Origin of the sequence: Nitrosospira briensis C-128, assembly GCF_000619905.2 — a bacterium.
Taxonomy (GTDB): Bacteria; Pseudomonadota; Gammaproteobacteria; order Burkholderiales; family Nitrosomonadaceae; genus Nitrosospira; species Nitrosospira briensis.
Genome location: NZ_CP012371.1, coordinates 928128 through 951825 on the forward strand (window position 1 = coordinate 928128; position 23698 = coordinate 951825).

The 23698-nt window shown below is 52.0% G+C and carries 33 protein-coding genes; all 33 read right to left on the reverse strand.

Features of this window, described 5'->3' with window-relative positions:
- Positions 1-11 precede the first annotated feature (11 nt).
- On the reverse strand, positions 12-638 hold the full coding sequence (gene rpsD / locus F822_RS04225) for a 30S ribosomal protein S4 (RefSeq protein ID WP_025042186.1): 627 nt from the start codon (positions 636-638) through the stop codon (positions 12-14).
- 10 nt (positions 639-648) lie between these two features.
- On the reverse strand, positions 649-1038 hold the full coding sequence (gene rpsK, locus F822_RS04230) for a 30S ribosomal protein S11 (protein WP_004181016.1): 390 nt from the start codon (positions 1036-1038) through the stop codon (positions 649-651).
- 40 nt (positions 1039-1078) lie between these two features.
- Positions 1079-1456, reverse strand: a complete 378-nt coding sequence (rpsM, locus tag F822_RS04235) for a 30S ribosomal protein S13 (protein ID WP_025042187.1) — start codon at positions 1454-1456, stop codon at positions 1079-1081.
- A 54-nt stretch (positions 1457-1510) separates the two neighbouring features.
- Positions 1511-1624: a 50S ribosomal protein L36 gene (gene rpmJ, locus F822_RS14815; RefSeq protein ID WP_072767110.1), complete on the reverse strand. Its 114-nt coding sequence runs from the start codon at positions 1622-1624 to the stop codon at positions 1511-1513.
- Between the two features lie 16 nt (positions 1625-1640).
- A complete protein-coding gene (infA, locus tag F822_RS04240; RefSeq protein ID WP_011380144.1) occupies positions 1641-1859 on the reverse strand; it encodes a translation initiation factor IF-1 in 219 nt (72 codons plus the stop codon).
- 17 nt (positions 1860-1876) lie between these two features.
- Positions 1877-3205, reverse strand: a complete 1329-nt coding sequence (gene secY, locus F822_RS04245) for a preprotein translocase subunit SecY (RefSeq protein ID WP_025042188.1) — start codon at positions 3203-3205, stop codon at positions 1877-1879.
- A 17-nt stretch (positions 3206-3222) separates the two neighbouring features.
- Positions 3223-3654: a 50S ribosomal protein L15 gene (gene rplO, locus F822_RS04250; protein ID WP_025042189.1), complete on the reverse strand. Its 432-nt coding sequence runs from the start codon at positions 3652-3654 to the stop codon at positions 3223-3225.
- Complete coding sequence (rpmD, locus tag F822_RS04255) at positions 3655-3843, reverse strand: 50S ribosomal protein L30 (RefSeq protein WP_025042190.1); 189 nt, start codon at positions 3841-3843, stop codon at positions 3655-3657.
- Complete coding sequence (gene rpsE / locus F822_RS04260) at positions 3840-4382, reverse strand: 30S ribosomal protein S5 (protein ID WP_036576846.1); 543 nt, start codon at positions 4380-4382, stop codon at positions 3840-3842. Before rpsE ends, rpmD begins: the two co-directional genes overlap by 4 nt.
- 13 nt (positions 4383-4395) lie before the next feature.
- The gene (rplR, locus tag F822_RS04265; protein ID WP_025042192.1) at positions 4396-4752 is read right to left on the reverse strand and encodes a 50S ribosomal protein L18; all 357 of its coding nucleotides are present in this window, start codon (positions 4750-4752) and stop codon (positions 4396-4398) included.
- Positions 4753-4763: 11 nt separating this feature from the next.
- Positions 4764-5297, reverse strand: a complete 534-nt coding sequence (gene rplF / locus F822_RS04270; RefSeq protein ID WP_025042193.1) for a 50S ribosomal protein L6 — start codon at positions 5295-5297, stop codon at positions 4764-4766.
- 11 nt (positions 5298-5308) lie between these two features.
- Complete coding sequence (rpsH, locus tag F822_RS04275; RefSeq protein WP_025042194.1) at positions 5309-5704, reverse strand: 30S ribosomal protein S8; 396 nt, start codon at positions 5702-5704, stop codon at positions 5309-5311.
- Positions 5705-5862: 158 nt separating this feature from the next.
- Positions 5863-6168: a 30S ribosomal protein S14 gene (gene rpsN, locus F822_RS04280; RefSeq protein ID WP_025042195.1), complete on the reverse strand. Its 306-nt coding sequence runs from the start codon at positions 6166-6168 to the stop codon at positions 5863-5865.
- A gap of 7 nt (positions 6169-6175) precedes the next feature.
- Positions 6176-6715: a 50S ribosomal protein L5 gene (gene rplE, locus F822_RS04285; protein ID WP_025042196.1), complete on the reverse strand. Its 540-nt coding sequence runs from the start codon at positions 6713-6715 to the stop codon at positions 6176-6178.
- Between the two features lie 18 nt (positions 6716-6733).
- Positions 6734-7051, reverse strand: coding sequence for a 50S ribosomal protein L24 (rplX, locus tag F822_RS04290; RefSeq protein ID WP_025042197.1), 318 nt, complete (start codon positions 7049-7051; stop codon positions 6734-6736).
- An 18-nt stretch (positions 7052-7069) separates the two neighbouring features.
- Positions 7070-7438: a 50S ribosomal protein L14 gene (gene rplN / locus F822_RS04295; RefSeq protein WP_025042198.1), complete on the reverse strand. Its 369-nt coding sequence runs from the start codon at positions 7436-7438 to the stop codon at positions 7070-7072.
- A 195-nt stretch (positions 7439-7633) separates the two neighbouring features.
- On the reverse strand, positions 7634-7900 hold the full coding sequence (rpsQ, locus tag F822_RS04300) for a 30S ribosomal protein S17 (RefSeq protein ID WP_025042199.1): 267 nt from the start codon (positions 7898-7900) through the stop codon (positions 7634-7636).
- Positions 7897-8097, reverse strand: a complete 201-nt coding sequence (gene rpmC, locus F822_RS04305; protein ID WP_025042200.1) for a 50S ribosomal protein L29 — start codon at positions 8095-8097, stop codon at positions 7897-7899. Before rpmC ends, rpsQ begins: the two co-directional genes overlap by 4 nt.
- Before the next feature lie 2 nt (positions 8098-8099).
- Positions 8100-8516 (reverse strand): 50S ribosomal protein L16, encoded by a 417-nt coding sequence (rplP, locus tag F822_RS04310; RefSeq protein WP_025042201.1) that lies wholly within the window; start codon positions 8514-8516, stop codon positions 8100-8102.
- Positions 8500-9354, reverse strand: coding sequence for a 30S ribosomal protein S3 (rpsC, locus tag F822_RS04315; protein WP_025042202.1), 855 nt, complete (start codon positions 9352-9354; stop codon positions 8500-8502). The genes rplP and rpsC overlap by 17 nt, the downstream gene beginning before the upstream one ends.
- A gap of 17 nt (positions 9355-9371) precedes the next feature.
- Positions 9372-9719: a 50S ribosomal protein L22 gene (rplV, locus tag F822_RS04320; RefSeq protein WP_025042203.1), complete on the reverse strand. Its 348-nt coding sequence runs from the start codon at positions 9717-9719 to the stop codon at positions 9372-9374.
- Positions 9720-9731: 12 nt separating this feature from the next.
- Positions 9732-10019 carry a 30S ribosomal protein S19 gene (rpsS, locus tag F822_RS04325; RefSeq protein WP_025042204.1) on the reverse strand — a complete coding sequence of 96 codons (288 nt, stop codon included), beginning with the start codon at positions 10017-10019 and terminating at the stop codon, positions 9732-9734.
- Positions 10020-10025: 6 nt separating this feature from the next.
- A complete protein-coding gene (gene rplB, locus F822_RS04330) occupies positions 10026-10859 on the reverse strand; it encodes a 50S ribosomal protein L2 (RefSeq protein WP_025042205.1) in 834 nt (277 codons plus the stop codon).
- A complete protein-coding gene (gene rplW / locus F822_RS04335; RefSeq protein ID WP_025042206.1) occupies positions 10859-11194 on the reverse strand; it encodes a 50S ribosomal protein L23 in 336 nt (111 codons plus the stop codon). Before rplW ends, rplB begins: the two co-directional genes overlap by 1 nt.
- Positions 11191-11811, reverse strand: a complete 621-nt coding sequence (gene rplD / locus F822_RS04340; protein WP_025042207.1) for a 50S ribosomal protein L4 — start codon at positions 11809-11811, stop codon at positions 11191-11193. The genes rplW and rplD overlap by 4 nt, the downstream gene beginning before the upstream one ends.
- Entirely contained in the window at positions 11811-12536 is a 726-nt protein-coding gene (gene rplC / locus F822_RS04345) for a 50S ribosomal protein L3 (protein ID WP_025042208.1), read from the reverse strand. The genes rplD and rplC overlap by 1 nt, the downstream gene beginning before the upstream one ends.
- 117 nt (positions 12537-12653) lie before the next feature.
- Positions 12654-12962 (reverse strand): 30S ribosomal protein S10, encoded by a 309-nt coding sequence (gene rpsJ / locus F822_RS04350; protein ID WP_004180980.1) that lies wholly within the window; start codon positions 12960-12962, stop codon positions 12654-12656.
- Between the two features lie 88 nt (positions 12963-13050).
- Positions 13051-14241: an elongation factor Tu gene (gene tuf, locus F822_RS04355; RefSeq protein WP_025040225.1), complete on the reverse strand. Its 1191-nt coding sequence runs from the start codon at positions 14239-14241 to the stop codon at positions 13051-13053.
- Positions 14242-14265: 24 nt separating this feature from the next.
- Positions 14266-16356, reverse strand: coding sequence for an elongation factor G (gene fusA, locus F822_RS04360; protein ID WP_025042220.1), 2091 nt, complete (start codon positions 16354-16356; stop codon positions 14266-14268).
- Positions 16357-16480: 124 nt separating this feature from the next.
- On the reverse strand, positions 16481-16951 hold the full coding sequence (gene rpsG, locus F822_RS04365; RefSeq protein ID WP_025042219.1) for a 30S ribosomal protein S7: 471 nt from the start codon (positions 16949-16951) through the stop codon (positions 16481-16483).
- Positions 16952-17043: 92 nt separating this feature from the next.
- Positions 17044-17415, reverse strand: coding sequence for a 30S ribosomal protein S12 (gene rpsL, locus F822_RS04370; protein ID WP_025042218.1), 372 nt, complete (start codon positions 17413-17415; stop codon positions 17044-17046).
- A gap of 505 nt (positions 17416-17920) precedes the next feature.
- A complete protein-coding gene (locus tag F822_RS04375; protein WP_025042217.1) occupies positions 17921-19333 on the reverse strand; it encodes an aspartate aminotransferase family protein in 1413 nt (470 codons plus the stop codon).
- Between the two features lie 77 nt (positions 19334-19410).
- Positions 19411-23637: a DNA-directed RNA polymerase subunit beta' gene (rpoC, locus tag F822_RS04380; protein WP_025042216.1), complete on the reverse strand. Its 4227-nt coding sequence runs from the start codon at positions 23635-23637 to the stop codon at positions 19411-19413.
- Between the last annotated feature and the right edge of the window lie 61 nt (positions 23638-23698).

Genomic DNA, 23698 nt, shown 5'->3' on the forward strand with positions numbered 1-23698 from the left:
CTGGGCGGTAGTTACTTGGAATACAACTCAATGACTAGAGATTCATTGATGCTCGAAGGTAAATCAGAACGCCCCGGTTTAACTTTAAACGTTCCTTTCATTGCCTTGACATCCATCTCTATCCACTCTGGAAAATTACGGTGCTCCGCTGCTTCCACTGCAGCCTTGATGCGCAGATGACCTTTAGCCTTCTCTGCTACCTCTATCACATCACCGGGCTTAACCTGGTAGGAAGGAATATTGGTCCGGCGTCCATTTACCAGGATGCCGTTATGACGCACGATCTGGCGCGCCTCTGACCGCGACGCACCAAATCCCATGCGATATGAAACCGTATCCAGGCGACATTCCAGCAACTGCAGCAAATTCTCACCAGTAATACCGCGCTGCCTTTCCGCCAGTTCATAATTGTTATGGAACTGGCGTTCCAATATGCCATATATCCTGCGCAGCTTCTGTTTCTCGCGCAACTGGACCCCATAGTCAGACAATCGCGTACTTTTCTGACCGTGTTGACCGGGCGCATAGTTTCTGCGCTCGATTGCACATTTGTCGGTGAAACACTTCTCACCTTTCAGGAATAACTTCTCCCCTTCCCGGCGACATTGGCGACATTTAGGATCAAGATTTCTAGCCACAGACCACTCCTTAAATACGGCGTTTCTTCGGTGGACGGCAACCGTTATGCGGAACAGGCGTCACATCCGAAATACTGGTGATTTTAAAACCGGCTGCGTTCAAAGCCCGCACAGCGGATTCACGTCCTGGACCAGGACCTTTGATACGCACTTCCAAATTCTTTACTCCACATTCCTGAGCAACCTTACTGGCCTGCTCGGCTGCTACCTGAGCAGCGAACGGAGTACTTTTACGCGACCCCTTGAACCCGGCACCCCCGGAAGTAGCCCATGACAAAGCATTGCCCTGGCGGTCCGTGATAGTCACGATAGTGTTATTAAACGATGCATGAACGTGGGCAATACCCTCCGCTACATTTTTCTTGACCTTCTTGCGAACCCGTGTGGCTGCTTTTACCATATCGAATTATTCCTGTATGCTACCGTTCAGTTGGCTGAAATTATCTTGCTGCCTTTGCGTTGGAAGCCCGAACTGCCTTGCGTGGCCCCTTACGCGTCCTTGCATTCGTACGAGTACGCTGACCCCGTACCGGCAAACCACGACGGTGACGCAATCCACGATAACAACCCAAATCCATCAAACGCTTGATATTCATTGAGATTTCACGCCGCAGGTCGCCTTCGACCGCAAATTTAGCGACGTTATCTCTCAGCTTATCCATTTGAGCATCGGTTACATCCTTGATCTTGGTGGAAGCACCGATGCCAACCGCAGCACAAATCTCCCGCGCTCTGGTGCGACCTATGCCGTAGATTGAAGTTAACGCAATTTCGGCATGCTGATGATTCGGGATATTTACTCCAGCGATACGGGCCATACAGGTTTCCCACAAAAATTTTGAATTATAACATCGAAAGTGATGCTTATTCGATCAACCTTGGCGTTGTTTATGCCTTGGATCGGAACAAATTACCCGAACTATCCGATTGCGTTTAATGATCTTGCAATTACGGCAGATTTTTTTAACAGAGGCTAATACTTTCATAAATGCTCCTTCCCGGCTATTTAGCGCGAAATGTTATTCGCGCTCTGCTTAAATCGTAAGGCGTCAAATCTACTGTTACCTTATCCCCGGGTAAAATCCGAATGTAATGCATTCGCATTTTTCCGGAAATATGCCCCAGCACGATGTGCCCATTTTCCAGCTTGACACGGAAGGTCGCATTTGGCAACGTTTCCAGTATCTCGCCCTGCATTTGTATTGTTTCTTCTTTGGCCATCCTATCCTTAGATGTAACTATCTCGCCGGCAATCCACCGCCGCCCTTGAAGTTGGTTTTCTTCAGCAAGCTTTCATACTGATGAGACATTATGTACGCCTGAACCTGCGCCATGAAGTCCATGGTTACCACCACGATAATGAGGAGAGATGTCCCCCCAAAGTAAAATGGCACGTTCCATTTCAAAATCAGGAATTCCGGCAGCAAACACACGAGTGTTACGTAAATCGCTCCGGCCAGGGTGAGCCTCAGCATAATGCGTTCGATATACTTGGCAGTTTGCTCGCCCGGACGAATTCCAGGGATGAAAGCCCCACTTTTTTTCAGATTCTCCGCAGTTTCTCTCGGATTAAATACAAGCGCGGTATAAAAGAAACAGAAAAATACGATCATCGCCGCATACATCATCACGTAAATCGGCTGGCCCGGCGATAACGCGCCGCTCATATCCTTCAACCAGTTCATCGATTCGCCCGTCGCAAACCACCCCGCTAACGTAGCCGGAAATAAAATAATGCTGGAAGCGAAGATCGGGGGAATGACACCCGACATATTCAGCTTCAACGGCAAATGAGAACTTTGGCCGCCATAAACCTTTCGTCCAACCTGGCGTTTCGCATAATTTACCAGTATCTTCCGCTGGCCGCGCTCGACGAAAACCACGAAGGCTGTCACCGCCGTTGCCGCCACGAAGATCCCCAATGCCACCAGAAAATGCATCGCACCCGTTCTGACCAGTTCCAGCGTACCCCCGATTGCGCTGGGGAGTCCCGCTGCGATGCCGGCAAAAATTATGAGCGATATACCATTGCCGATGCCGCGTTCAGTAATCTGTTCGCCTAACCACATCAGAAATATCGTGCCGGTAACCAACGTTATCACCGTTGTCAACAGGAACATCGGTCCGGGCTCGATCACCAATCCGGGCTGGGATTGCAACGCGATCGATATGCCATACCCCTGCAGCAACGCCAATCCCAATGTACCGTATCGAGTGTATTGGGTAATTTTCCTGCGGCCCGATTCACCTTCCTTCTTCAGCGCTTCCAGATAGGGGAACGCAACCGTACCCAATTGCATGATGATCGAAGCCGAAATATACGGCATGATCCCGAGGGCAAAGATCGAAAAACGGGAAAGCGCGCCGCCCGAAAACATGTTGAACATACCAAGGATACCTCCCTGCTGCGACTCGAATAAGTCTTTCAGCACCACCGGGTCGATACCAGGCACCGGAACATGCGCCCCAATACGATAAACAACCAATGCGAGCAACAGAAACCACAGCCGACGTTTCAAGTCGCCGAGCTTTCCTGAGAGTCCCCGCAGGGATTCACTAGCGGCCAATCTGTCTCCTCTCGAGTTTATTCAACGCTGCCGCCAACAGCTTCGATCGCAGCTTTGGCGCCTTTTGTGACTGCGATGCCCTGCAACTTAAATGCGCGCTCCACCTTCCCGGAAAGTATCACTTTGGCGCTCAAGGCAGATCCGGGAATAACCCCCGCCTGCTTCAGGACCAGAATATCGATTTCATTTCCGGGTAATCTTCCCAAGGCTGACAGTCGCACCTCAGCGGTAGCGCTCCGGGTAAGTGATACAAAACCGCGCTTGGGCAGGCGACGTTGAAGGGGCATCTGACCGCCTTCGAAACCTACCTTATGAAAGCCACCCGAGCGAGATTTTTGTCCCTTGTGACCTCGTCCGGCAGTTTTACCGAGGCCGGAACCAATACCGCGCCCCAAACGCCGCCTTGCATGCTTGGCGCCACCGGCGGGTTTAATGGAATTCAGCTGCATTTACGCCTCACTCTTTACAAGGTAATAGATATTATTGATCATACCTCGCACGGCTGGAGTATCCTCCAGCTCAGCGCTGCTGTTTATTCCGCGCAATCCCAGTCCACGCGCAGTCGCACGATGCGATCGTTTCGTACCGATCAGGCTCTTGACCAAAGTTACTTTAATCTTTTTTTTATCCTTGGTCATTTCGCCAGGCCCATGATTTCTTCTACGCTCTTGCCCCTTTTGGCCGCGATTTCCGCCGGCGTATTCATCGCCTGCAATCCATGCAAGGTCGCACGCACCACGTTATAAGGGTTGGTTGAGCCGATACATTTGGCGAGGATATTATGAACACCCATCACTTCAAATATTGCACGCATCGGGCCTCCAGCAATAATACCGGTCCCTTCGGACGCCGGTTGCATATAGACCGTAGCGGCGCCATGCCTGCCGATGACCGGGTGGTGTAACGTACCATTCTTCAGGCTTACCTTGATCATCTTCCGGCGCGCCTCATCCATCGCCTTTTGTACGGCAACCGGCACCTCCCGGGATTTACCTTTACCCATGCCGACACCGCCATCACCGTTCCCAACCACCGTCAGCGCGGCAAACCCGAGAATGCGGCCTCCTTTGACCACCTTGGTGACGCGATTAATCGCCACCATCTTTTCCTTCAGACCATCACCTCGATCATCACCCTGAGGCACCTTCCCTTGCATTCGTCCTTGCATTTTAGCCATTATCTTTCCTCAGTTAGAATTTGAGGCCATGTTCACGAGCAGCTTCGGCCAATGCCTTTACGCGCCCATGATATTTGAACCCCGAGCGGTCGAATGAAACCGTCTCGATACCTAAACCCCTGGCTTTTTCTGCAACCCGCTTCCCCACTGCCGCTGCCGCATCAACGGTGCCACCGTTGGGCAACTCCTTGCGAACCTCGGGCTCCAACGTGGATGCGCTGGTCAAGACCTTCCCGCCGGAGCCATCTATCAGCTGCGCATAGATATGACAATTGCTGCGATGCACCGCCAAACGCACCATCTTCAGCTCGGCGATCTTGGCGCGCGTCCGACGAGCACGGCGCAAACGGGATTTTGTTGGATTCGGCATATCTACCCCAATTATTTTTTCTTGGTTTCTTTCATGACGATGACTTCGTCGGAATAACGAACGCCCTTGCCCTTATAAGGTTCCGGCTTACGGTAAGCACGTACGTCAGCCGCCACCTGGCCGACCTGTTGCTTGTCCATTCCCTTGATAATGACCTCTGTTTGGGTGGGTGTCTCAACTTTAATGCCCTCGGGCATCTTGTGAGCCACCGGGTGTGAAAATCCCAAGGTCAGGTTAAGAACATCATTTGCTGCCTGCGCGCGATAGCCCACTCCAACCAGCATCAATTTCTTCTGGAAACCGCTGGTCACCCCCTTGACCATATTGGCGAGCAGCGCGCGCGTCGTGCCAGACATTGCGTTAGCATGTTTCGACTCGTTCGTTGCTTTAACCAATAAATTATCTCCGTCACGCTCGACGGAGATGTCTGAAACCAGGCTCCGCCGCAACGCGCCCAACGGCCCCTTTATCGATACTTCAGAGGCCGAAAGGATTACCTCAACACCTGCGGGAATCAGCACAGGATTTTTACCCACTCGAGACATTTTTTATATCCTTAAGCCACTATGCACAATACTTCACCGCCAACACCATTGGCGCGCGCCTTTCGCTCCGTCATTACACCTTTTGAAGTGGAAACGATTGCCACGCCCAGGCCGTTCATCACATTAGGAAGCTTGTCGCTGGCTTTGTAAATCCGCAAGCCGGGACGACTAACACGTTCAATCTTTTCAATTACAGGACGTCCGGCGTAATACTTTAAACTGATATCCAACTGTGGTTTTCCGTCCGCCTGGTGAACCGCGAAATCCTCAACGTAACCTTCATCCTTCAACACCTGCGCGATCGCAGCTTTGAGCTTGGACGCAGGCATTACAACGGATGTTTTTTCGGAAAGCTGCGCGTTACGAATCCGCGTCAGCATATCGGCGATAGGGTCACTCATGCTCATCTAGGGATACCTCTAGAAATCCAGATTCCGTAACCGGAAAATATACAAATCTCTGAAATTATTAAATCGATCATATTGGGCTTGCCCTGTCTATATGGACCAAAGTCATGTTTGGACCGCTAGAATTCAAACATGCCTAAAATATCAGGCCGCTCAGTCTACCAACTAGCCTTGATTATGCCGGGAATTTCACCACTCATAGCGATATCGCGGAGCTTGCTGCGGCCGAGACCGAACTTGCTGTATACGCCACGTGGACGGCCAGTCAGGGAACAGCGATTACGCAGGCGCACCGGACTTGAGTTGCGCGGCAGCATCTGAAGCTTGATTCTGGCAGAGTGACGATCCTCATCACTCGAATTGGTATCGTTAATTATGGCCGACAATTCAGCACGCCGAGGCGCATATTTCTTTACGACTTCGCGTCGTTTCAAGTCGCGGTTAATCACAGCTATTTTGGCCATACGATTCTCAATTTTTAAATGGAAATTTAAATGCCGCCAGCAACGCTTTTGCCTCCGCATCCGTTTTCGCGGTGGTGGTGATAGTTATATTCATGCCTCTTAGCGCGTCGATTTTGTCATATTCAATTTCAGGAAAAATGATTTGCTCTTTTACACCCATGTTGTAATTTCCCCGCCCATCGAATGCTCTGCCGGAAACCCCACGAAAATCACGAATACGCGGTATGGCCACGCTAACCAATCGATCCAGGAATTCGTACATGCGAATACGACGCAACGTAACCATGCAACCAACCGGATATCCATCACGAACCTTAAACGTAGCAATGGATTTTTTTGCCTTCGTCACCACCGGTTTCTGCCCGGCGATTTTTTGCATATCGCTTACTGCACTATCCATGACCTTCTTATCGGCGACCGCCTCGCCCACGCCCATATTGAGCGTGATTTTCTCGATGCGAGGCACTTCCATCACGGATTTATAGCCAAATTGCTGCATCAATTGTTGGACTACGGTGCTGCGGTAATACTCTTGTAGACGAGCCATAATCTTCCCTTAACCTATTCAGGCATCAAGCAGTTCACCGCTCGACTTGAAATAACGAACTTTACCCTTGCCTTCCTGAATTCTGAAACCAACACGGTCAGCTTTGCGAGTGAAGGGATTATAAATCGCCACATTCGAAACCTGAATTGGATTCTCCATCTCGACAATTCCACCCGTTGCTCCCTTATTCGGGTTGGGTCGCTGATGTTTCTTGACCTTATTGACGCCCTCGACCACCACCAAGTCGGCATTTACCGCGCGAAGCACCGTGCCACGCTTGCCCTTGTCCTTGCCGGTGATGACGACGACATCATCACCTTTCTTTATCTTCCGCATATTCGATCCTTACCGTGCTTACAAAACTTCTGGCGCAAGCGAAACAATCTTCATGAAGCGTGCATTACGCAATTCCCGTGTTACCGGCCCAAAAATGCGCGTACCGATTGGCTCCAGCTTGGCGTTCAACAACACGGCCGCGTTACTGTCAAATTTGATCAACGAACCGTCAGCACGGCGCACTCCCTTCGAAGTACGAACTACCACCGCGTTGTACACTTCGCCTTTCTTGACACGTCCACGTGGCGCAACATCCTTGATGCTGACTTTTATAATGTCGCCAATACCAGCGTACCGCCGCCTGGATCCACCCAGCACTTTGATGCACATGATTGAACGAGCACCAGTATTATCCGCGACCTGCAGAATCGATTGCATTTGGATCATTTTTTACTCACTCTTTCCAACTTTTCCCGCCTCGGGACTGAGGCGTGGATAGTATTGGAACCCGTCCGGGTTATGAAGCCACCAATTGGTGACTGCAAAAATTAAAGATCTGAAAAACGAAGAGGCCGAATTATAAGGTAATCTTGTCAGAAAAACAAGGAAAACAAACATTCGCCCATCGGACCCGCCAATAAATCAACTGACTTGGCTGCCCTTCTCCATCAACTTGACTACGCGCCAGGCTTTTGTCTTAGAAAGAGGCCGGCATTCTTCGATTATTACCATATCACCTGGGTGAAACTCATTACTTTCGTCATGAACATGGTATTTTTTTGAACGAACCATAATCTTTCCATAGAGCGGATGCTTAACCTTACGCTCGACCAAGACAGTAATGGTTTTATCCATCTTATCGCTCAACACTTTTCCACTGAGGGTGCGATTTAAATTAGCTTCACTCATGACTGCTTTGCCTTCTGGCTAAGTATGGTTTTCGCGCGCGCGATATCCCTGCGCACGTTACGTAATTGGTTGGTATTACTCAGCTGCTGTGTCGTATGCTGCATCCGCAGGCCAAACTGAGCCCGCAGAAGCTCTAACAACTCTTGCTGCAGCTCTGCCGGATTCCGGGACCTGAGGTCTTTAGTTTTCGTTTTCATAATTAACCGCCTACCTGTCTTACAACAAATGTAGTCAGAATCGGCAACTTGGACGCGGCCAGACGAAATGCTTGTCGCGCCAGCGCTTCATCAACCCCGTCCATTTCATACAGCATTTTACCGGGTTGAATTTCTGCCACGAAGTACTCCGGATTTCCCTTGCCATTACCCATCCGAACCTCAGCTGGTTTATGGGAAATCGGTTTATCAGGGAATATACGGATCCAGATACGCCCCCCGCGCTTGATATGACGGCTCATCGCACGCCGGGCAGCCTCAATCTGTCGCGCGGTTAACCGACCACGGCCAACTGCTTTGAGGCCATATTCCCCAAAACTGACTTTCGCACCGCGGGTTGCGACCCCGGTATTACGTCCTTTTTGCTGTTTGCGGTACTTCGTTCTAGCTGGCTGCTGCATCTTTTGCTCCTGGCTTTATAGTTGCAGACTTGGAGGAAGATTCCTCAACCGTGTTTTCAGGTTTTCTGGCAATTTTCCTCTCGCTGGTTCTAGCGTCGCTCCTGGGTTCAGCCCGGCCGGCCGGCTTCCTTGCTGGACGTCTGGCCTCTGGTTCTCCCGCGGGAGTCGGTACCTGCGTTGCTGGCCCGATTGCTCCCGATTGATCGTTACGTCCGATCACTTCGCCCTTGAATACCCAAACCTTGATTCCGATTACGCCGTATGTGGTCTTGGCCTCCGAAACACCGTAATCCAGATCAGCACGCAGGGTGTGAAGCGGAACACGACCTTCACGATACCATTCGGTGCGAGCAATTTCGATGCCGTTCAAGCGACCAGCACTCATGATTTTGATGCCTTGGGCACCTAAACGCATGGCGTTCTGCATCGCACGTTTCATGGCACGACGAAACATGATTCGTTTCTCTAACTGCTGTGCAATATTGTCTGCAATCAGTTGCGCGTCAATTTCCGGCTTGCGGATTTCCTCGATGTTTACGTGCACCGGAACACCCATGAGCTTTTGCAGCACACCGCGCAGAACTTCTATATCTTCGCCTTTCTTGCCGATTACGACGCCGGGGCGTGAACTGTAAATGGTAATGCGCGCATTCTTGGATGGCCGCTCGATGATTACGCGACCGACTGATGCATGCGCCAATTTCTTTTTAAGATATTCCCGAACCTTGATATCCTCGTTCAGCATCCCTGGGAAATTTTTTGTATTGGCATACCACTTCGACGACCAGTTTTTAAGTACGGAAAGGCGAAAACCCGTCGGATTTATTTTTTGTCCCATAATGTCCTGGTACGTCCTTATTTTTTGTTGCCGGCTTTGTCGCCAACAGTAAGAAGAATATGACAAGTTGGCTTGACGATGCGGTTGCCACGCCCTTTAGCGCGAGCGCTGGTACGCATCATCGACGGTCCGCGATCTACATATATCGTCGATACCTTTAATTCGTCTATATCCGCTCCATCGTTATGCTCAGCATTGGCGATAGCCGACTCAAGCAGTTTACGAATAATGACGGCGCCTTTTTTCGGACTGAAGGCAAGCAGATTAAGCGCCCGGTCCACCGGTAATCCACGAATCTGGTCCGCTACCAACCGGCCCTTCTGTTCGGATAACCTGACCCCACGCAATACAGCAGTTGTTTGCATAATTGATTATCCCTATCTCTTCGATCCAGCCGCGACTTTCCGGTCGCCTGAATGCCCCTTGAAAGTACGGGTGTGAGAGAATTCTCCAAGCTTGTGCCCCACCATATTCTCGGTAACGTATACCGGGATATGCTGTTTACCATTATGTACGGCAATCGTTAAACCAATGAAATCCGGCAGAACGGTTGAGCGACGCGACCAGGTTTTGATCGGGCGCTTGTCATTGGTTGCACGCGCAGTCTCCACCTTGGCTATCAGATGCAAGTCTACAAATGGACCTTTTTTTACGGAACGTCCCATGATTCATTACCCTTTATTTGAATAACGGCGCCGCACAATCATACCATCGGTACGCTTATTGGCGCGAGTACGGAAACCTTTGGCAGGCGTTCCCCATGGGCTGACTGGATGACGCCCTGCAGCAGTTTTACCTTCACCTCCACCATGGGGATGATCTACAGGATTCATCACCACGCCGCGCACCGTTGGCCGGATGCCGCGCCAGCGCTGCGCACCTGCTTTACCGATCGATCGCAAATTGTGCTCCTCGTTGCCGACCTCACCGATGGTGGCGCGGCAGTTTACGTGCACTCTTCGGATCTCGCCGGAACGCAGGCGAAGCTGAGCGTAATCCCCCTCACGTGCCAGAAGCTGCACCGACGTACCCGCGGAACGGGCCAGTTGAGCGCCTTTCCCCGGCATCATTTCCACGCAGTGAATTGTGCTGCCCACCGGAATATTGCGCAGTGGCAGCGCGTTACCGTTCTTGATCGGCGCATCCACTCCGCTCATCAATTGCATACCGGCAGCAATGCCGCTCGGTGCGACGATATAACGCCGCTCTCCATCGACATAGCAAAGCAATGCGAGATTTGCGCTGCGATTCGGGTCGTATTCCAGCCGCTCCACCTTGGCGGCGATACCATCCTTGTTACGACGGAAGTCCACGATACGATAATGCTGCTTGTGGCCGCCTCCCATGTGGCGGGTGGTAATGCGACCTTTATTGTTGCGCCCCGCAGTGTGATTCTGCTTCTCCAGGAGCCTGGCATAAGGTTCGCCTTTATGCAGACCCGGATTAACGACTTTGACAACTGCGCGACGGCCGGGAGAGGTTGGTTTGACTTTAACCAGTGCCATTATTTGACCTCCCCTTGAGCAATTTCAGAAAAATTTATTTCCTGACCAGTCTTGATGTTGACATAAGCTTTCTTCCAGTTGCGGCGGCGCCCCATGAAACGGCCAAAACGCTTTTCCTTGCCTTTGACGTTTGCGACCTGCACGCTCTCCACCACGATATTCTGGCCCTTCCACATCAGCTCAACCGCTGCTTTGATCTCGGGTTTCGTCGCATCCTGCGTCACGCGAAAAATCACCTGGTTATGCTTTTCCGCGATGTAGGTAGCCTTTTCCGACACTTGCGGTGACAAAATGACCTGCATCAGGCGTTCCGGATTGAATGTTTGCGTACTCATGCGAGCATTTCCTCCATTTTGGCCAATGCACCGCGAGTTATCAGCACGTTGGCAAAACGCAAAAGGCTGACCGGGTCGACGTGACCCGCTTCCACCACCTTTACCAGAGGCAGATTCCGTGATGATAAATAGAGATTCTCATCCACGCTATCGGTAACGATCATGACCTCACCCAATTTCATATCTTTCAGTTTTCCGGCCAGGATTTTGGTTTTTGGCGTATCCAGGACAAAATTTTCCACCACTGACAATCGATTTTCACGGACGAGTTGGGATAGGATCGCCCCCATACCTGCCCGATACATTTTACGATTGACCTTGTGGCTAAAATTCTCTTCGGGACTGTTGGGAAAGATTTTTCCTCCACCACGCCACAACGGGCTCGACGCCATACCGGCGCGTGCACGCCCTGTACCTTTTTGCCGCCAGGGTTTGCGGGTGGATTTGGCAACATCCGAACGTCCCTTTTGGGCGCGGTTGGCGCTACGCGCGTTGGCAAGATAAGCCGTCACCACCTGATGTACCAGGGCTTCGTTGTACTCCCGACCGAAAAGGGAATCAGGAACCGAAACACCGGCAGCCGACTCGCCATCATCGCCAATGAGCTTAAGTTCCATTATGCACCCCCCTTCTTGCCGGATTTCGTACCACTTTTTGCCGCCGCTTTTGCATCAAGCTTTGCAGCAGGCTTTGCAACGATCCTGCTGATCTTTACGCTTGGATGCACCACCACGTCGCCGCCTCTCGATCCGGGTATCGCACCCTTGATGAGCAACAGGCCTCGCTCGGTATCGACCCGCAGTACTTCGAGGTTCTGGGTGGTGCGTTTTACGCTACCTAGATGCCCGGACATGCGCTTTCCGGGAAAGACACGACCCGGGTCCTGCGCCATTCCGATGGAACCTGGAACGTTATGAGATCTGGAATTGCCATGGCTGGCGCGATTTGAAGAAAAACCGTGACGCTTGATTACACCAGCATAACCCTTTCCGATGGTGATACCGGTCACATCCACTTTTTGCCCAACCCGGAAAATCTCCGAACCTACGATTGCACCGGGCTTGAGACTATCAGTTACTTCCTGCCCCACGCGGAATTCCTTGAGCACATGACCGGCCTCCACTGCAGCCTTGGCAAAATGCCCCGCTGAAGGTTTATTGACGCGAATGGCACGGCGCTTGCCGAAAGTGACCTGCACGGCGGAATAGCCGTCAGTGGCTGGTGTTTTGACTTGGGTGACACGATTGTTGGACACGTCAAGTACTGTGACCGGCTGGCTATCGCCATCGTCGGTGAAAATACGAGTCATGCCAACCTTGCGGCCGACGAGCCCTAAACTCATTTTAATTACCTTTTCAAAAAAGGTGCCGATTACAATTGACCGGCAGGTACATTTATTTAAATCAGGGATTCAGATTAGTCATCAAAAAACGATTAACTAAAAATTATTTTCAAAAACTCACAACTTTATTTCCACATCCACCCCTGCGGGAAGGTCCAGCTTCATCAAGGCATCCACTGTTTTATCAGTGGGGTCCATAATGTCCATCAGGCGCAGATGAGTCCGAATCTCGAACTGATCGCGCGAGGTCTTGTTGACATGAGGGGATCGCAATACGTCGAAGCGCTCAATGCGCGTCGGCAGAGGCACGGGCCCCTTAACCACCGCCCCCGTCCGTTTGGCGGTCTCAACGATCTCCATCGCGGATTTATCGATCAATCGGTAATCAAACGCTTTCAGGCGAATACGTATTTTTTGGCTTTGCATAAACGAACCTCAGGTTGAGGATTTGGATTTCGAATTGATGATTCGGCGTTGTGGCACTAAATCTTGAATCCTATCCTTGATCCTGTTATTACTCGATAATCTTTGCCACCACGCCGGCGCCAACGGTTCTGCCGCCCTCGCGAATGGCAAAACGCAGACCTTCTTCCATCGCTATCGGTGCGATCAGGTTGACCGTCACGGAGACGTTGTCCCCCGGCATGACCATCTCGGTGCCCGCAGGCAATTCAATCGCACCTGTTACGTCGGTAGTACGAAAGTAGAACTGGGGACGATAGCCCTGGAAAAACGGGGTGTGACGTCCACCTTCTTCTTTGCTCAGTACGTATATCTCGGCAGTGAACTTGGTATGCGGGTTGATGCTGCCAGGCTTGGCCAACACCTGGCCGCGCTCGACGTCTTCCCGCTTGGTGCCTCGCAGCAATACGCCAACGTTGTCGCCGGCCTGCCCCTGGTCCAGCAGTTTCCTGAACATTTCCACGCCGGTACATACTGTCTTGATGGTGGGCTTGAGTCCTACTATCTCGATTTCCTCGCCCACTTTGACGATGCCGCGCTCTACGCGTCCGGTGACCACGGTGCCGCGCCCGGAGATGGAGAAAACATCTTCCACCGGCATCAGGAAGGGGCCGTCTATCGCGCGAACGGGTTCGGGTATGTAGCTGTCCAGCGCATCGGCCAGCTTGAATATGGAGGGCTCGCCTATGTCGCTCTGGTCGCCTTCGAGTGCTTTCAGGGCAGAACCGATGACGATGGGGGTGTCGTCTCCCGGAAAGTTGTATTTGGACAGCAGTTCGCGCACTTCCATTTCCACCAGTTCCAGCAGTTCGTCGTCGTCCACCATGTCCGCTTTGTTCATGTAGACGACGATGTAGGGCACCCCTACCTGACGCGCCAGAAGGATGTGTTCGCGGGTCTGCGGCATCGGCCCGTCCGCAGCCGATACTACCAGTATCGCGCCATCCATCTGCGCCGCACCGGTGATCATGTTCTTGACGTAGTCGGCGTGGCCCGGACAGTCAACGTGCGCATAGTGCCGCTTCACCGTCTCGTACTCGACGTGCGATGTGTTGATGGTGATGCCCCGTGCCTTCTCTTCCGGCGCCGAGTCTATCTGCGCGTAACTCTTCGCTTCACCACCAAACTTCTTCGTCAATACCATGGTGATCGCCGCCGTCAATGTGGTCTTGCCATGATCCACATGCCCTATCGTGCCAACGTTTACGTGCGGCTTCGTCCGCTCAAATTTACTCTTTGCCATGATCGTTCCCTTACTTGATTACCGTTATTTCTTATTAATAATTGCTTCAGCCACACTTCTCGGCGCTTCGGAATACTGTTTGAATTCCATGGTATAAGTCGCACGCCCCTGAGTCGCGGATCGCAGCGAAGTGGAGTAGCCAAACATTTCCGCCAGCGGAACTTCCGCACGTATCACCTTGAGGCCGGGCAAGTCGTCCATACCCTGGATCATTCCGCGACGTGATGACAAGTCGCCTACTACATTGCCCATGAAATCCGCTGGCGTTTCCACTTCCACCGCCATCATCGGTTCCAGCAAGACTGGACTCGCCTTGCGCATCCCGTCCTTGAACGCAATAGAAGCGGCCATTTTGAACGCATTCTCGTTCGAATCAACGTCGTGATAAGAGCCATCAAATAAAGTAACTTTAGCGTCCACCACTGGAAAGCCCGCCAACACCCCATTCGGCAGTGTCTCCAGCAATCCTTTTTCTACCGCCGGAATGTATTCGCGCGGCACCGTTCCACCCTTGATGGCATCAACGAACTCAAATCCCTTACCCGCTTCATTCGGCTCCAGCTTGAGCCAGACGTGACCATACTGACCCCGTCCACCGGACTGCTTGATGAATTTACCTTCGATCTCCACCGACTTCTTGATGGCTTCACGATAAGCCACTTGTGGAGCACCCACGTTGGCTTCCACACCAAATTCCCGCTTCATTCGCTCTACAATAATTTCGAGATGCAGTTCACCCATGCCGGAAATAATGGTTTGACCAGACTCTTCGTCGGTGCGAACGCGAAAGGATGGATCTTCCTGCGCCAGACGGTTCAATGCCATTCCCATTTTTTCCTGGTCAAGCTTTGTTTTCGGCTCCACCGCAACGTGAATCACGGGTTCCGGAAATATCATCCGTTCCAACGTGATCACTGCAGTTGGATCGCACAAGGTGTCACCGGTAACGGCTTCCTTCAAGCCTACCGCGGCGGCGATATCGCCAGCCCTCACTTCCTTGATTTCCTCTCGCTGATTGGCATGCATCTGCAACAACCTTCCAATCCGTTCCTTCCGTCCTTTAAGGGGGTTATAGATGGTATCACCGGAAGACACCACGCCAGAGTAAACGCGGAAAAAGATCAATTGGCCAACATAGGGGTCGGTGGCAATTTTGAATGCCAATCCAGAAAACGGCTCCGCGTCATCCGCATGGCGTTCATCATGTCCACCCTTCTCATCTTCTCCATTGATCGCGCTGATATCTACTGGTGAAGGCAAGTAGTCCAGGACGGCGTCCAGCATCGCCTGCACACCCTTGTTCTTGAATGCCGAACCACAAAGCATGGGAACGATCTCGTTACCGATAGTGCGAATGCGCAATCCTTTCTTGATGTCGGCTGAGGATAAATCACCCTCTTCAAGATATTTGTTCATCAACTCTTCATTCGCCTCGGCGGCGGTTTCCACCATTTTTTCACGCCACTGCTTGGCATTCTCCAGTAAATCGGCAGGTATATCGCGCTCCTCAAACCTAAGCCCCTGGCTCGCATCGTCCCAGTAGATGCCTTTCATCTTTATCAGATCGATAACACCTTCGAATTTATCTTCCGCACCGATAGGTAACTGTACGGGTACCGGATGCGCTTTCAGACGAGATTGAATCTGTTCATGAACGCGCATGAAATTGGCGCCGGCGCGATCCATTTTATTGACGAATGCGAGTCGCGGAACCTTGTATTTATTGGCTTGACGCCACACTGTTTCAGTCTGAGGCTGCACTCCGCCAACGGCGCAGAATACGGTGCAAGCCCCGTCGAGGACACGCAGCGACCGCTCCACTTCGATGGTGAAGTCAACGTGACCCGGGGTGTCGATAATATTGATGCGATGATCGGGATAGTTCTTTTCCATCCCCTTCCAAAAGCAAGTAGTCGCCGCGGAAGTGATGGTGATGCCGCGCTCCTGCTCCTGCTCCATCCAATCCATCGTCGCCGCGCCGTCATGCACTTCGCCAATTTTGTGCGATACACCGGTATAGAACAATATGCGTTCCGTGGTCGTAGTCTTGCCGGCGTCAATATGCGCCATTACGCCGATATTCCGATAACGCTCGATAGGAGTTTTTCTTGCCACGATTCTTGAACCTTAAGGTTTTATTTGTCGGGAGCAAAGCGTCCCGACAAGTAATAAATTGAATTTTTTGTGGGAACAGGTCAGCCAGGAACCTGAATTTCGGTGATTGTTACCGTCACTGCCGCTAGAACCGATAATGTGCAAATGCCTTATTGGCTTCGGCCATACGATGAACTTCCTCACGCTTCTTGACCGCGCCGCCTCGACCTTCGGCTGCTTCCGCTAATTCACCGGCAAGTCGCGCGCCCATCGATTTTTCCGCTCGCTTCCGTGCAGCATCGCGCAACCAACGCATCGCCAGCGCATTACGCCGAATGGATCGCACCTCTACCGGGACCTGATAATTGGCTCCGCCGACACGACGGCTTTTTACTTCCACCATGGGACGAACATTGGATAGCGCTTGCGTGAATACTTCTACCGGATCCTTGCCCGTTTTCTTCTGGATCTGATCCATTGCGCCATAAATAATTCGTTCCGCTACCGATTTCTTTCCCCGAGTCATCAGCACATTGACGAATTTCGCCACCTCGGTACTGTGGTACTTGGGGTCTGGCAAAATTTCTCGTTTGGGAACTTCTCTCCGTCTTGGCATTTTCTAACCTTGGGGGTAATTATTCAGCTTAAGTGACAATGTGTTCAGTTCGATATTATTATCCAGCGCCCGGCGTTCAAACCGTTCTAAGCCTATTTCGGCCTTTTGGCGCCATATTTGGAACGACTCTGTTTGCGATCTTTTACGCCGGCGGTATCCAGACTACCTCTAACAGTGTGGTAGCGAACGCCCGGCAAATCCTTGACGCGACCGCCACGAATCAGCACTACGGAGTGTTCCTGTAGATTATGTCCCTCTCCGCCGATATAACTGGACACCTCAAAACCGTTAGTCAGGCGAACCCTCGCCACCTTGCGTAAAGCCGAGTTCGGTTTTTTTGGCGTAGTGGTATAGACGCGCGTGCATACTCCCCGTTTTTGAGGGCTGTTTCCCAGCGCTGGAACCTTGCTCTTCACACGTCTCGCCGCACGAGGCTTGCGTACTAACTGACTGATTGTCGGCATTTTATTCTCTACAAAATCGGGAAGGCGTTATAACCGTCCCGCTGGCAATATGAAATTTTTTTACCCTTCCGCGCCAGATATTTCTATCCAGGGACGGCTAAAAAACTGCGAATTCTAGGGGGTTTATCATGTGATGTCAAGCTAAAGTCTTTTTTGGTTTCTGATGAAAAGACAATTCTCCGGATCTTAAATGCCTGTTCTCAAATGGTCTTTGGGCGTCCCTCGTGCTCTTATCCGGGCAAATGGCGTGCGCACGGCTGGAAGGCTCTCTGGCAGGACGATGCATTCATGGTATAGCTGCCAGCTGCATGAAAGCGGCAGCACCTGTGATCTGGATCGCGCCTATCGCTGCCCGGCAATAGCACCAAATAGTATTTACAAGATGCCTACTGCAGAACGCGCCTACTTCAGCGATCAACCCGCATTAACCGGAAAGCCAGACTGGGAATCTGCTCGACTGGATTATTTACGCGAAAACCAAACCCGGCATATCCGGTATTTAATGTCAGCTCGAGATAGCACGAACTTCGCGCCGCTTTGCGGTAAGCGCATGGCTGCCCAGCTTCTTCAATACCTCCCAGGCCGGTCCGGGAAACTTGTGCAATTTTATCATTACATCCTCAAGCGCCTCCAGGAACCAATCCACATCAGCTTCGCTGATATTCAAGGGTGGAAGAATTTTTACGATAGGCATGGCATGCCCTGCTACCTGAGTCAAGATATGATGGTCGTCCAGGAGAGGAAGAACGATCGCCTGGGCAAAGAGATTCTCATCCATCTTGTTGACCATAGTCCATGCCGCTCTGAGAGACATCGATTCCGGTTGACCGAACTCGATTGCAATCATGAGGCCACGTTGACGCACCCCCTTCAGAAATTCGAAGCGGGGCACCATGGCCTCGATACCTTCGCGAAAACGCGCACCCAACTCGATGGCGCGATCGGTAAGCTTCTCATCGTCCAGAACGCTGAGCGAGGCCAAGCCCGCCGCCATTGCCATATTCCCCATACCGAACGTCGAAGCATGAACGATCGCGCGATGCATGCCGTCGTAAACGCTATCATAAACTGCACGGCGCGTAATAGTCGCACCCAGCGGAATATAGCCACCCGAAATCGCTTTGGAGAGACAGATGATATCAGGGCGGAGTCCCTCAATCCATTGGCTGGCCAGAAACCGCCCCGTCCGCCCCATGCCCGATTGAACTTCGTCACAAATCATCAGCGTGCCATATTTCCGGCACAACTCCTGAGCGCCGAGGATATACTCATCACTGGCGATATTGACACCCTTGCCCTGGATAGGCTCAAGGACAAAGGCAGCAACGTCGCCCCGAGCAAGACGTGACTCGAGGCCGGCTAGATCGCCAAGTTTTACTTCCGAGCTACCGGGAAGCATTGGTTCGAAACCCCTCCGAAAACTCGCTTCTCCATTCAGTGATAGCGCCCCCATGGTCAGGCCATGGAAGGCTTTGGCAAGATGCGCGGTACAAGGCCGCCCCGTATACGCACGCGCGAACTTGATCGCAGCTTCGATCGCTTCGGTTCCAGAGTTGCTGAAATAAACGGTATCCAGACCCGGCGGCATGCGCTTCACGAGTTCGCGTGCCAGCGCAGCCGCAAGGGGTGGAGCATCGAAACCGATCCATCCGGGAAAGTCGGAGTCCAGCACCTGCTGCAATGCGCCGCGAATGGCAGGATGGCGGCGTCCAAAATTAAAAACACCCCAGTTGGTCAGGAAATCAAGATAGCGCGTGCCATGCTCATCCCAAAGATAAGGACCCTCGCCTCGCACCCACGTTCGATTGAAACCGAGCGTGCGTAGTACCTTGACGAACACCGGATTTATGTAATCTTCGTAAAGTTCGAAGTTTTTGCCACGTGTCTCGGCAATTATAGCTTCAATATCAATAGGCATAATTTTGTTTTCCACCAGACATTAGTATGATGTTGGCGTTATCTCGCATGGCGGTCGCTGATCAATCCCTTTGTTCGTTAGACAGTATATCCGCTATTTCGCATTTCCCCCGCCTCTTCCTCTCCCAGACCAGACTTCTCTGCGTTTAACAACAGTTTCTGTTTTTTGCGCGTATTATGAAAGGCAAGACCCGTGCCCGCAGGAATAAGCCGACCGACGATGACATTTTCTTTCAAACCTCGCAGATCATCCCGCTTGCCCATGATAGCCGCTTCAGTCAGCACGCGTGTGGTTTCCTGAAAGGAAGCTGCCGAAATGAACGAATCGGTGGAAAGCGACGCCTTGGTGATACCCAGGAGCATGAATTCATAGGTTGCCGGCTGCTTGTCCTCGGCCACCACGCTTTCGTTTTCCGACAACATGTCCGCACGTTCAACTTGCTCACCCGGAATAAAGCGTGTATCCCCCGCATCCACAATTTGTATGCGCCGCAACATCTGGCGTACGATTACTTCGATGTGCTTGTCATTGATCTTGACACCTTGCAGTCGATACACATCCTGGACCTCGTCAGTGATATAACGTGCAAGCGCTTCTACGCCTAGCAAACGGAGAATATCATGCGGATCGGCGGGCCCATCGACGATGCTCTCTCCTTTATTAACGACTTGGCCATCGTGGGCCGTGACGTGCTTTTCCTTAGGGATCAGATACTCATGCGAGATCCCGTCCAGATCGGTAATTACCAGGCGTTGCTTACCTTTGGTATCCTTGCCGAAGGACACGATACCGGTGACCTCCGCCAGTACGCCAGCATCTTTTGGAGAACGCGCTTCAAACAGTTCCGCGACACGAGGCAGGCCGCCGGTAATGTCGCGCGTTTTTGAACTTTCCTGCGGGATACGCGCCAGTACTTCGCCTACGCTGACCTGCTGCCCATCCCGGACCGTAATAACGGAACCGATCTGAAAGGTGATACTGACCGATAAAACACTCCCGGCAAGCCGCACTTCCTTGCCATCTTCATCCAGAAGCTTCACCATCGGACGCAAACCCTTTGTCTGCACCACGCCACGCCGCTTCGGATCAATCACGACAAGCGTAGACAAGCCTGTTACTTCGTCTATCTGCTTAGCCACCGTCACGCCTTCTTCCACGTTTTCGAAGCGAACCTTGCCGGCGTACTCGGTAATGATGGGGCGGGTATGCGGATCCCACGCCGCCAGGATCTGCCCCGCTTTGACCATTTCACCGTCGCGGATCAGCAATGTCGCTCCATAAGGCGCTTTATGACGTTCGCGCTCGCGGCCGTTATCGTCATGTACCACCACTTCGCCACTGCGGGAAATTGCAATCAGCTCGTTGCGTGAATTGGTAACATACCGCATGGTCGGAGAATAACGCACAATACCGTTGGACTTGCTCTCGACCTGACTTACTACAGCGGTTCTGGAAGCAGCGCCCCCGATGTGGAATGTGCGCATCGTGAGCTGAGTACCCGGTTCACCTATTGACTGGGCAGCAATCACCCCCACGGCTTCACCTACGTTTACCGGCGTGCCGCGTCCCAGGTCGCGCCCATAGCACTTGGCACATAAACCATAACGGGTTTCGCAGGTAAGCGGGGTACGTACTTTTACCTCATCTATACCCAATGCTTCAATGGTATCGACTGCGCTCTCATCCAGTAGGGCGCCGGCTGGATAAATCACGGCTTGCTGCTCCGGGTTGATGACATCGTTCGCGACCACCCGTCCGAGTATGCGTTCTCTCAGTGCTTCAATGACCTCGCCACCTTCGACCAAGGCCTTCATTACGACGCCATTACTCGTGCCGCAGTCGTCCTGGGTCACCACAAGATCCTGTGTCACATCGACGAGGCGACGGGTAAGATAACCGGAGTTGGCAGTCTTCAATGCAGTATCGGCCAAACCTTTGCGCGCACCATGCGTTGAAATAAAATACTGCAGCACGTTCAACCCTTCGCGGAAGTTCGCCGTGATAGGCGTCTCGATGATCGAACCATCAGGCTTGGCCATCAAGCCGCGCATACCCGCCAATTGTCGAATCTGGGCAGCAGAACCTCGCGCACCCGAATCTGCCATCATATAAATCGAATTGAAGGACTCTTGCGTCAGTGCCTTGCCTTTCTTGTCTTTTTTGACTTCTCCAGTTTCCAGATCAAGTATCGGCTCAACTCCCAGTTGATCCATCATGGCTTTAGCCACCTGATCGCCAGCACGACCCCATATATCCACTACCTTGTTATAGCGTTCGCCTTGTGTCACCAAACCTGAAGTGTACTGAACCTCAATCTCCTGCACTTCCCTTTCTGAAGCACCGATGATGTCATTCTTCTGTACCGGCGTCAGCATGTCGTCCAGACAGATCGATATCCCTGCGCGCGTAGCGTAAGTGAACCCCGCGTACATCAATTTGTCCGCAAAAATGACTGTTTCGCGAAGTCCGCAGCGCCGGAAGCTGGCATTAATGAGCTTGGAAATCTCCTTCTTCTTGAGCACCTTGTTCATCAGCGGAAAAGGCAGCCCGGCGGGGAGAATTTCAGACAGTAGCGCTCGCCCTACGGTGGTGTCATAACGCGTGGTTTTCTCATGACGTTCGCCATCGGCGTCTACGTCATACTCCTTGATTCTCACTGTAATTCTGGCATTCAGCTCAATTATGCGGCTTTCATAGGCGCGAGAAACTTCGCTGATGTTGGCGAACATCATGCCTTCGCCGCGAGCATTGATTTTTTCCCGTGTGGTGTAGTACAACCCCAGCACGATATCCTGAGACGGCACGATGACCGGTTCTCCATTTGCCGGCGACAAGACATTGTTGGTCGACATCATGAGTGTGCGGCATTCCATTTGCGCTTCCAGCGATAACGGCACGTGGACCGCCATCTGGTCACCGTCGAAGTCGGCGTTGAATGCGGCGCATACCAATGGATGCAACTGGATTGCCTTGCCTTCGATCAGCACCGGCTCGAATGCCTGAATTCCAAGCCGATGCAATGTCGGAGCCCGGTTCAGCATTACCGGATGCTGGCGAATAACGTCCTCAAGAATATCCCAAACGACAGGGCTCTCGTTTTCCACCTCTCGCTTGGCCGCCTTTATGGTACTCGCGATACCCATTATTTCGAGTTTATTGAAGATAAACGGCTTGAATAATTCCAACGCCATTTTCTTCGGCAAGCCGCATTGGTGCAATTTGAGCTGCGGGCCGACCACGATGACCGACCGTCCGGAGTAATCCACACGTTTGCCCAGCAGGTTCTGGCGGAACCGCCCACCTTTGCCCTTGATCATGTCGGCAAGTGATTTTAACGGCCGCTTGTTGGCGCCGGTCATGGCTTTGCCGCGACGACCGTTATCCAGCAATGAATCAACCGCCTCCTGCAGCATGCGCTTCTCATTGCGCACGATAATTTCCGGCGCCTTCAACTCTAGCAAACGCTTCAAGCGATTGTTGCGGTTTATAACACGACGATACAAGTCATTCAGATCAGAAGTGGCGAAGCGCCCGCCATCCAGCGGCACCAAGGGGCGCAATTCGGGCGGCAGTACAGGCAGGACCGCCAAAACCATCCACTCCGGTTTGATCCCGGACTTACAGAATGCCTCCAATACTTTCAAGCGCTTGGAGATTTTCTTCATCTTCGTTTCCGAGCCGGTGGTCCCCATCTCGCGCCGAAGATTATCAATCTCAACACGAATGTTGAGATTGCCCAATAAATCGCGCACACCTTCTGCGCCCATGCTCGCTCGAAAATCATCGCCGTATTCTTCTGTTTTGGCACGATAGTCGTCATCCGTCAACAACTGACACCGCTGAAGAGGCGTCATGCCGGGATCCGTTACCACATAAGCTTCGAAATAGAGTACACGCTCGATATCACGCAAAGTCATATCCAGGACCATGCCCAGGCGAGATGGCAACGATTTCAGGAACCAGATGTGCGCTACCGGCGAAGCCAGTTCGATATGACCCATACGCTCACGCCGAACCTTCGACAGCGTAACTTCAACACCGCATTTCTCGCAGATCACGCCGCGATGTTTCAGACGTTTATATTTTCCGCACAGACACTCATAGTCTTTTACCGGGCCGAAGATCTTTGCGCAGAACAGGCCGTCCCGTTCCGGCTTGAATGTACGGTAATTGATGGTTTCCGGCTTCTTGACTTCACCATAGGACCAAGAGCGTATTTTCTCGGGAGAAGCCAGACCGATCTTGATCGAATCGAACTCTTCCTTCTGGGTAACCTGTTTGAATAAATCAAGCAGTGCTTTCATTTGTCACTCCTGTTGATCAGGGATCGATACATAAAATTTCCCGTGGAAAAGCGAGGAAAAA

What these genes read in the sequence shown, in the direction of transcription:
- rpsK (WP_004181016.1), bottom strand. Translation starts at nt 1,038, where the DNA reads ATGGTAAAAGCAGCCACACGGGTTCGCAAGAAGGTCAAGAAAAATGTA.
- rpsM (WP_025042187.1), bottom strand. Translation starts at nt 1,456, where the DNA reads ATGGCCCGTATCGCTGGAGTAAATATCCCGAATCATCAGCATGCCGAA.
- rpmJ (WP_072767110.1), bottom strand. Translation starts at nt 1,624, where the DNA reads ATGAAAGTATTAGCCTCTGTTAAAAAAATCTGCCGTAATTGCAAGATC.
- infA (WP_011380144.1), bottom strand. Translation starts at nt 1,859, where the DNA reads ATGGCCAAAGAAGAAACAATACAAATGCAGGGCGAGATACTGGAAACG.
- rplO (WP_025042189.1), bottom strand. Translation starts at nt 3,654, where the DNA reads ATGCAGCTGAATTCCATTAAACCCGCCGGTGGCGCCAAGCATGCAAGG.
- rpmD (WP_025042190.1), bottom strand. Translation starts at nt 3,843, where the DNA reads ATGACCAAGGATAAAAAAAAGATTAAAGTAACTTTGGTCAAGAGCCTG.
- rpsE (WP_036576846.1), bottom strand. Translation starts at nt 4,382, where the DNA reads ATGGCTAAAATGCAAGGACGAATGCAAGGGAAGGTGCCTCAGGGTGAT.
- rplR (WP_025042192.1), bottom strand. Translation starts at nt 4,752, where the DNA reads ATGCCGAATCCAACAAAATCCCGTTTGCGCCGTGCTCGTCGGACGCGC.
- rplF (WP_025042193.1), bottom strand. Translation starts at nt 5,297, where the DNA reads ATGTCTCGAGTGGGTAAAAATCCTGTGCTGATTCCCGCAGGTGTTGAG.
- rpsH (WP_025042194.1), bottom strand. Translation starts at nt 5,704, where the DNA reads ATGAGCATGAGTGACCCTATCGCCGATATGCTGACGCGGATTCGTAAC.
- rpsN (WP_025042195.1), bottom strand. Translation starts at nt 6,168, where the DNA reads ATGGCCAAAATAGCTGTGATTAACCGCGACTTGAAACGACGCGAAGTC.
- rplE (WP_025042196.1), bottom strand. Translation starts at nt 6,715, where the DNA reads ATGGCTCGTCTACAAGAGTATTACCGCAGCACCGTAGTCCAACAATTG.
- rplX (WP_025042197.1), bottom strand. Translation starts at nt 7,051, where the DNA reads ATGCGGAAGATAAAGAAAGGTGATGATGTCGTCGTCATCACCGGCAAG.
- rplN (WP_025042198.1), bottom strand. Translation starts at nt 7,438, where the DNA reads ATGATCCAAATGCAATCGATTCTGCAGGTCGCGGATAATACTGGTGCT.
- rpsQ (WP_025042199.1), bottom strand. Translation starts at nt 7,900, where the DNA reads ATGAGTGAAGCTAATTTAAATCGCACCCTCAGTGGAAAAGTGTTGAGC.
- rpmC (WP_025042200.1), bottom strand. Translation starts at nt 8,097, where the DNA reads ATGAAAACGAAAACTAAAGACCTCAGGTCCCGGAATCCGGCAGAGCTG.
- rplP (WP_025042201.1), bottom strand. Translation starts at nt 8,516, where the DNA reads ATGCAGCAGCCAGCTAGAACGAAGTACCGCAAACAGCAAAAAGGACGT.
- rpsC (WP_025042202.1), bottom strand. Translation starts at nt 9,354, where the DNA reads ATGGGACAAAAAATAAATCCGACGGGTTTTCGCCTTTCCGTACTTAAA.
- rplV (WP_025042203.1), bottom strand. Translation starts at nt 9,719, where the DNA reads ATGCAAACAACTGCTGTATTGCGTGGGGTCAGGTTATCCGAACAGAAG.
- rpsS (WP_025042204.1), bottom strand. Translation starts at nt 10,019, where the DNA reads ATGGGACGTTCCGTAAAAAAAGGTCCATTTGTAGACTTGCATCTGATA.
- rplB (WP_025042205.1), bottom strand. Translation starts at nt 10,859, where the DNA reads ATGGCACTGGTTAAAGTCAAACCAACCTCTCCCGGCCGTCGCGCAGTT.
- rplW (WP_025042206.1), bottom strand. Translation starts at nt 11,194, where the DNA reads ATGAGTACGCAAACATTCAATCCGGAACGCCTGATGCAGGTCATTTTG.
- rplD (WP_025042207.1), bottom strand. Translation starts at nt 11,811, where the DNA reads ATGGAACTTAAGCTCATTGGCGATGATGGCGAGTCGGCTGCCGGTGTT.
- rplC (WP_025042208.1), bottom strand. Translation starts at nt 12,536, where the DNA reads ATGAGTTTAGGGCTCGTCGGCCGCAAGGTTGGCATGACTCGTATTTTC.
- rpsJ (WP_004180980.1), bottom strand. Translation starts at nt 12,962, where the DNA reads ATGCAAAGCCAAAAAATACGTATTCGCCTGAAAGCGTTTGATTACCGA.
- tuf (WP_025040225.1), bottom strand. Translation starts at nt 14,241, where the DNA reads ATGGCAAAGAGTAAATTTGAGCGGACGAAGCCGCACGTAAACGTTGGC.
- rpsG (WP_025042219.1), bottom strand. Translation starts at nt 16,951, where the DNA reads ATGCCAAGACGGAGAGAAGTTCCCAAACGAGAAATTTTGCCAGACCCC.
- rpsL (WP_025042218.1), bottom strand. Translation starts at nt 17,415, where the DNA reads ATGCCGACAATCAGTCAGTTAGTACGCAAGCCTCGTGCGGCGAGACGT.
- F822_RS04375 (WP_025042217.1), bottom strand. Translation starts at nt 19,333, where the DNA reads ATGCCTATTGATATTGAAGCTATAATTGCCGAGACACGTGGCAAAAAC.
- rpoC (WP_025042216.1), bottom strand. Translation starts at nt 23,637, where the DNA reads ATGAAAGCACTGCTTGATTTATTCAAACAGGTTACCCAGAAGGAAGAG.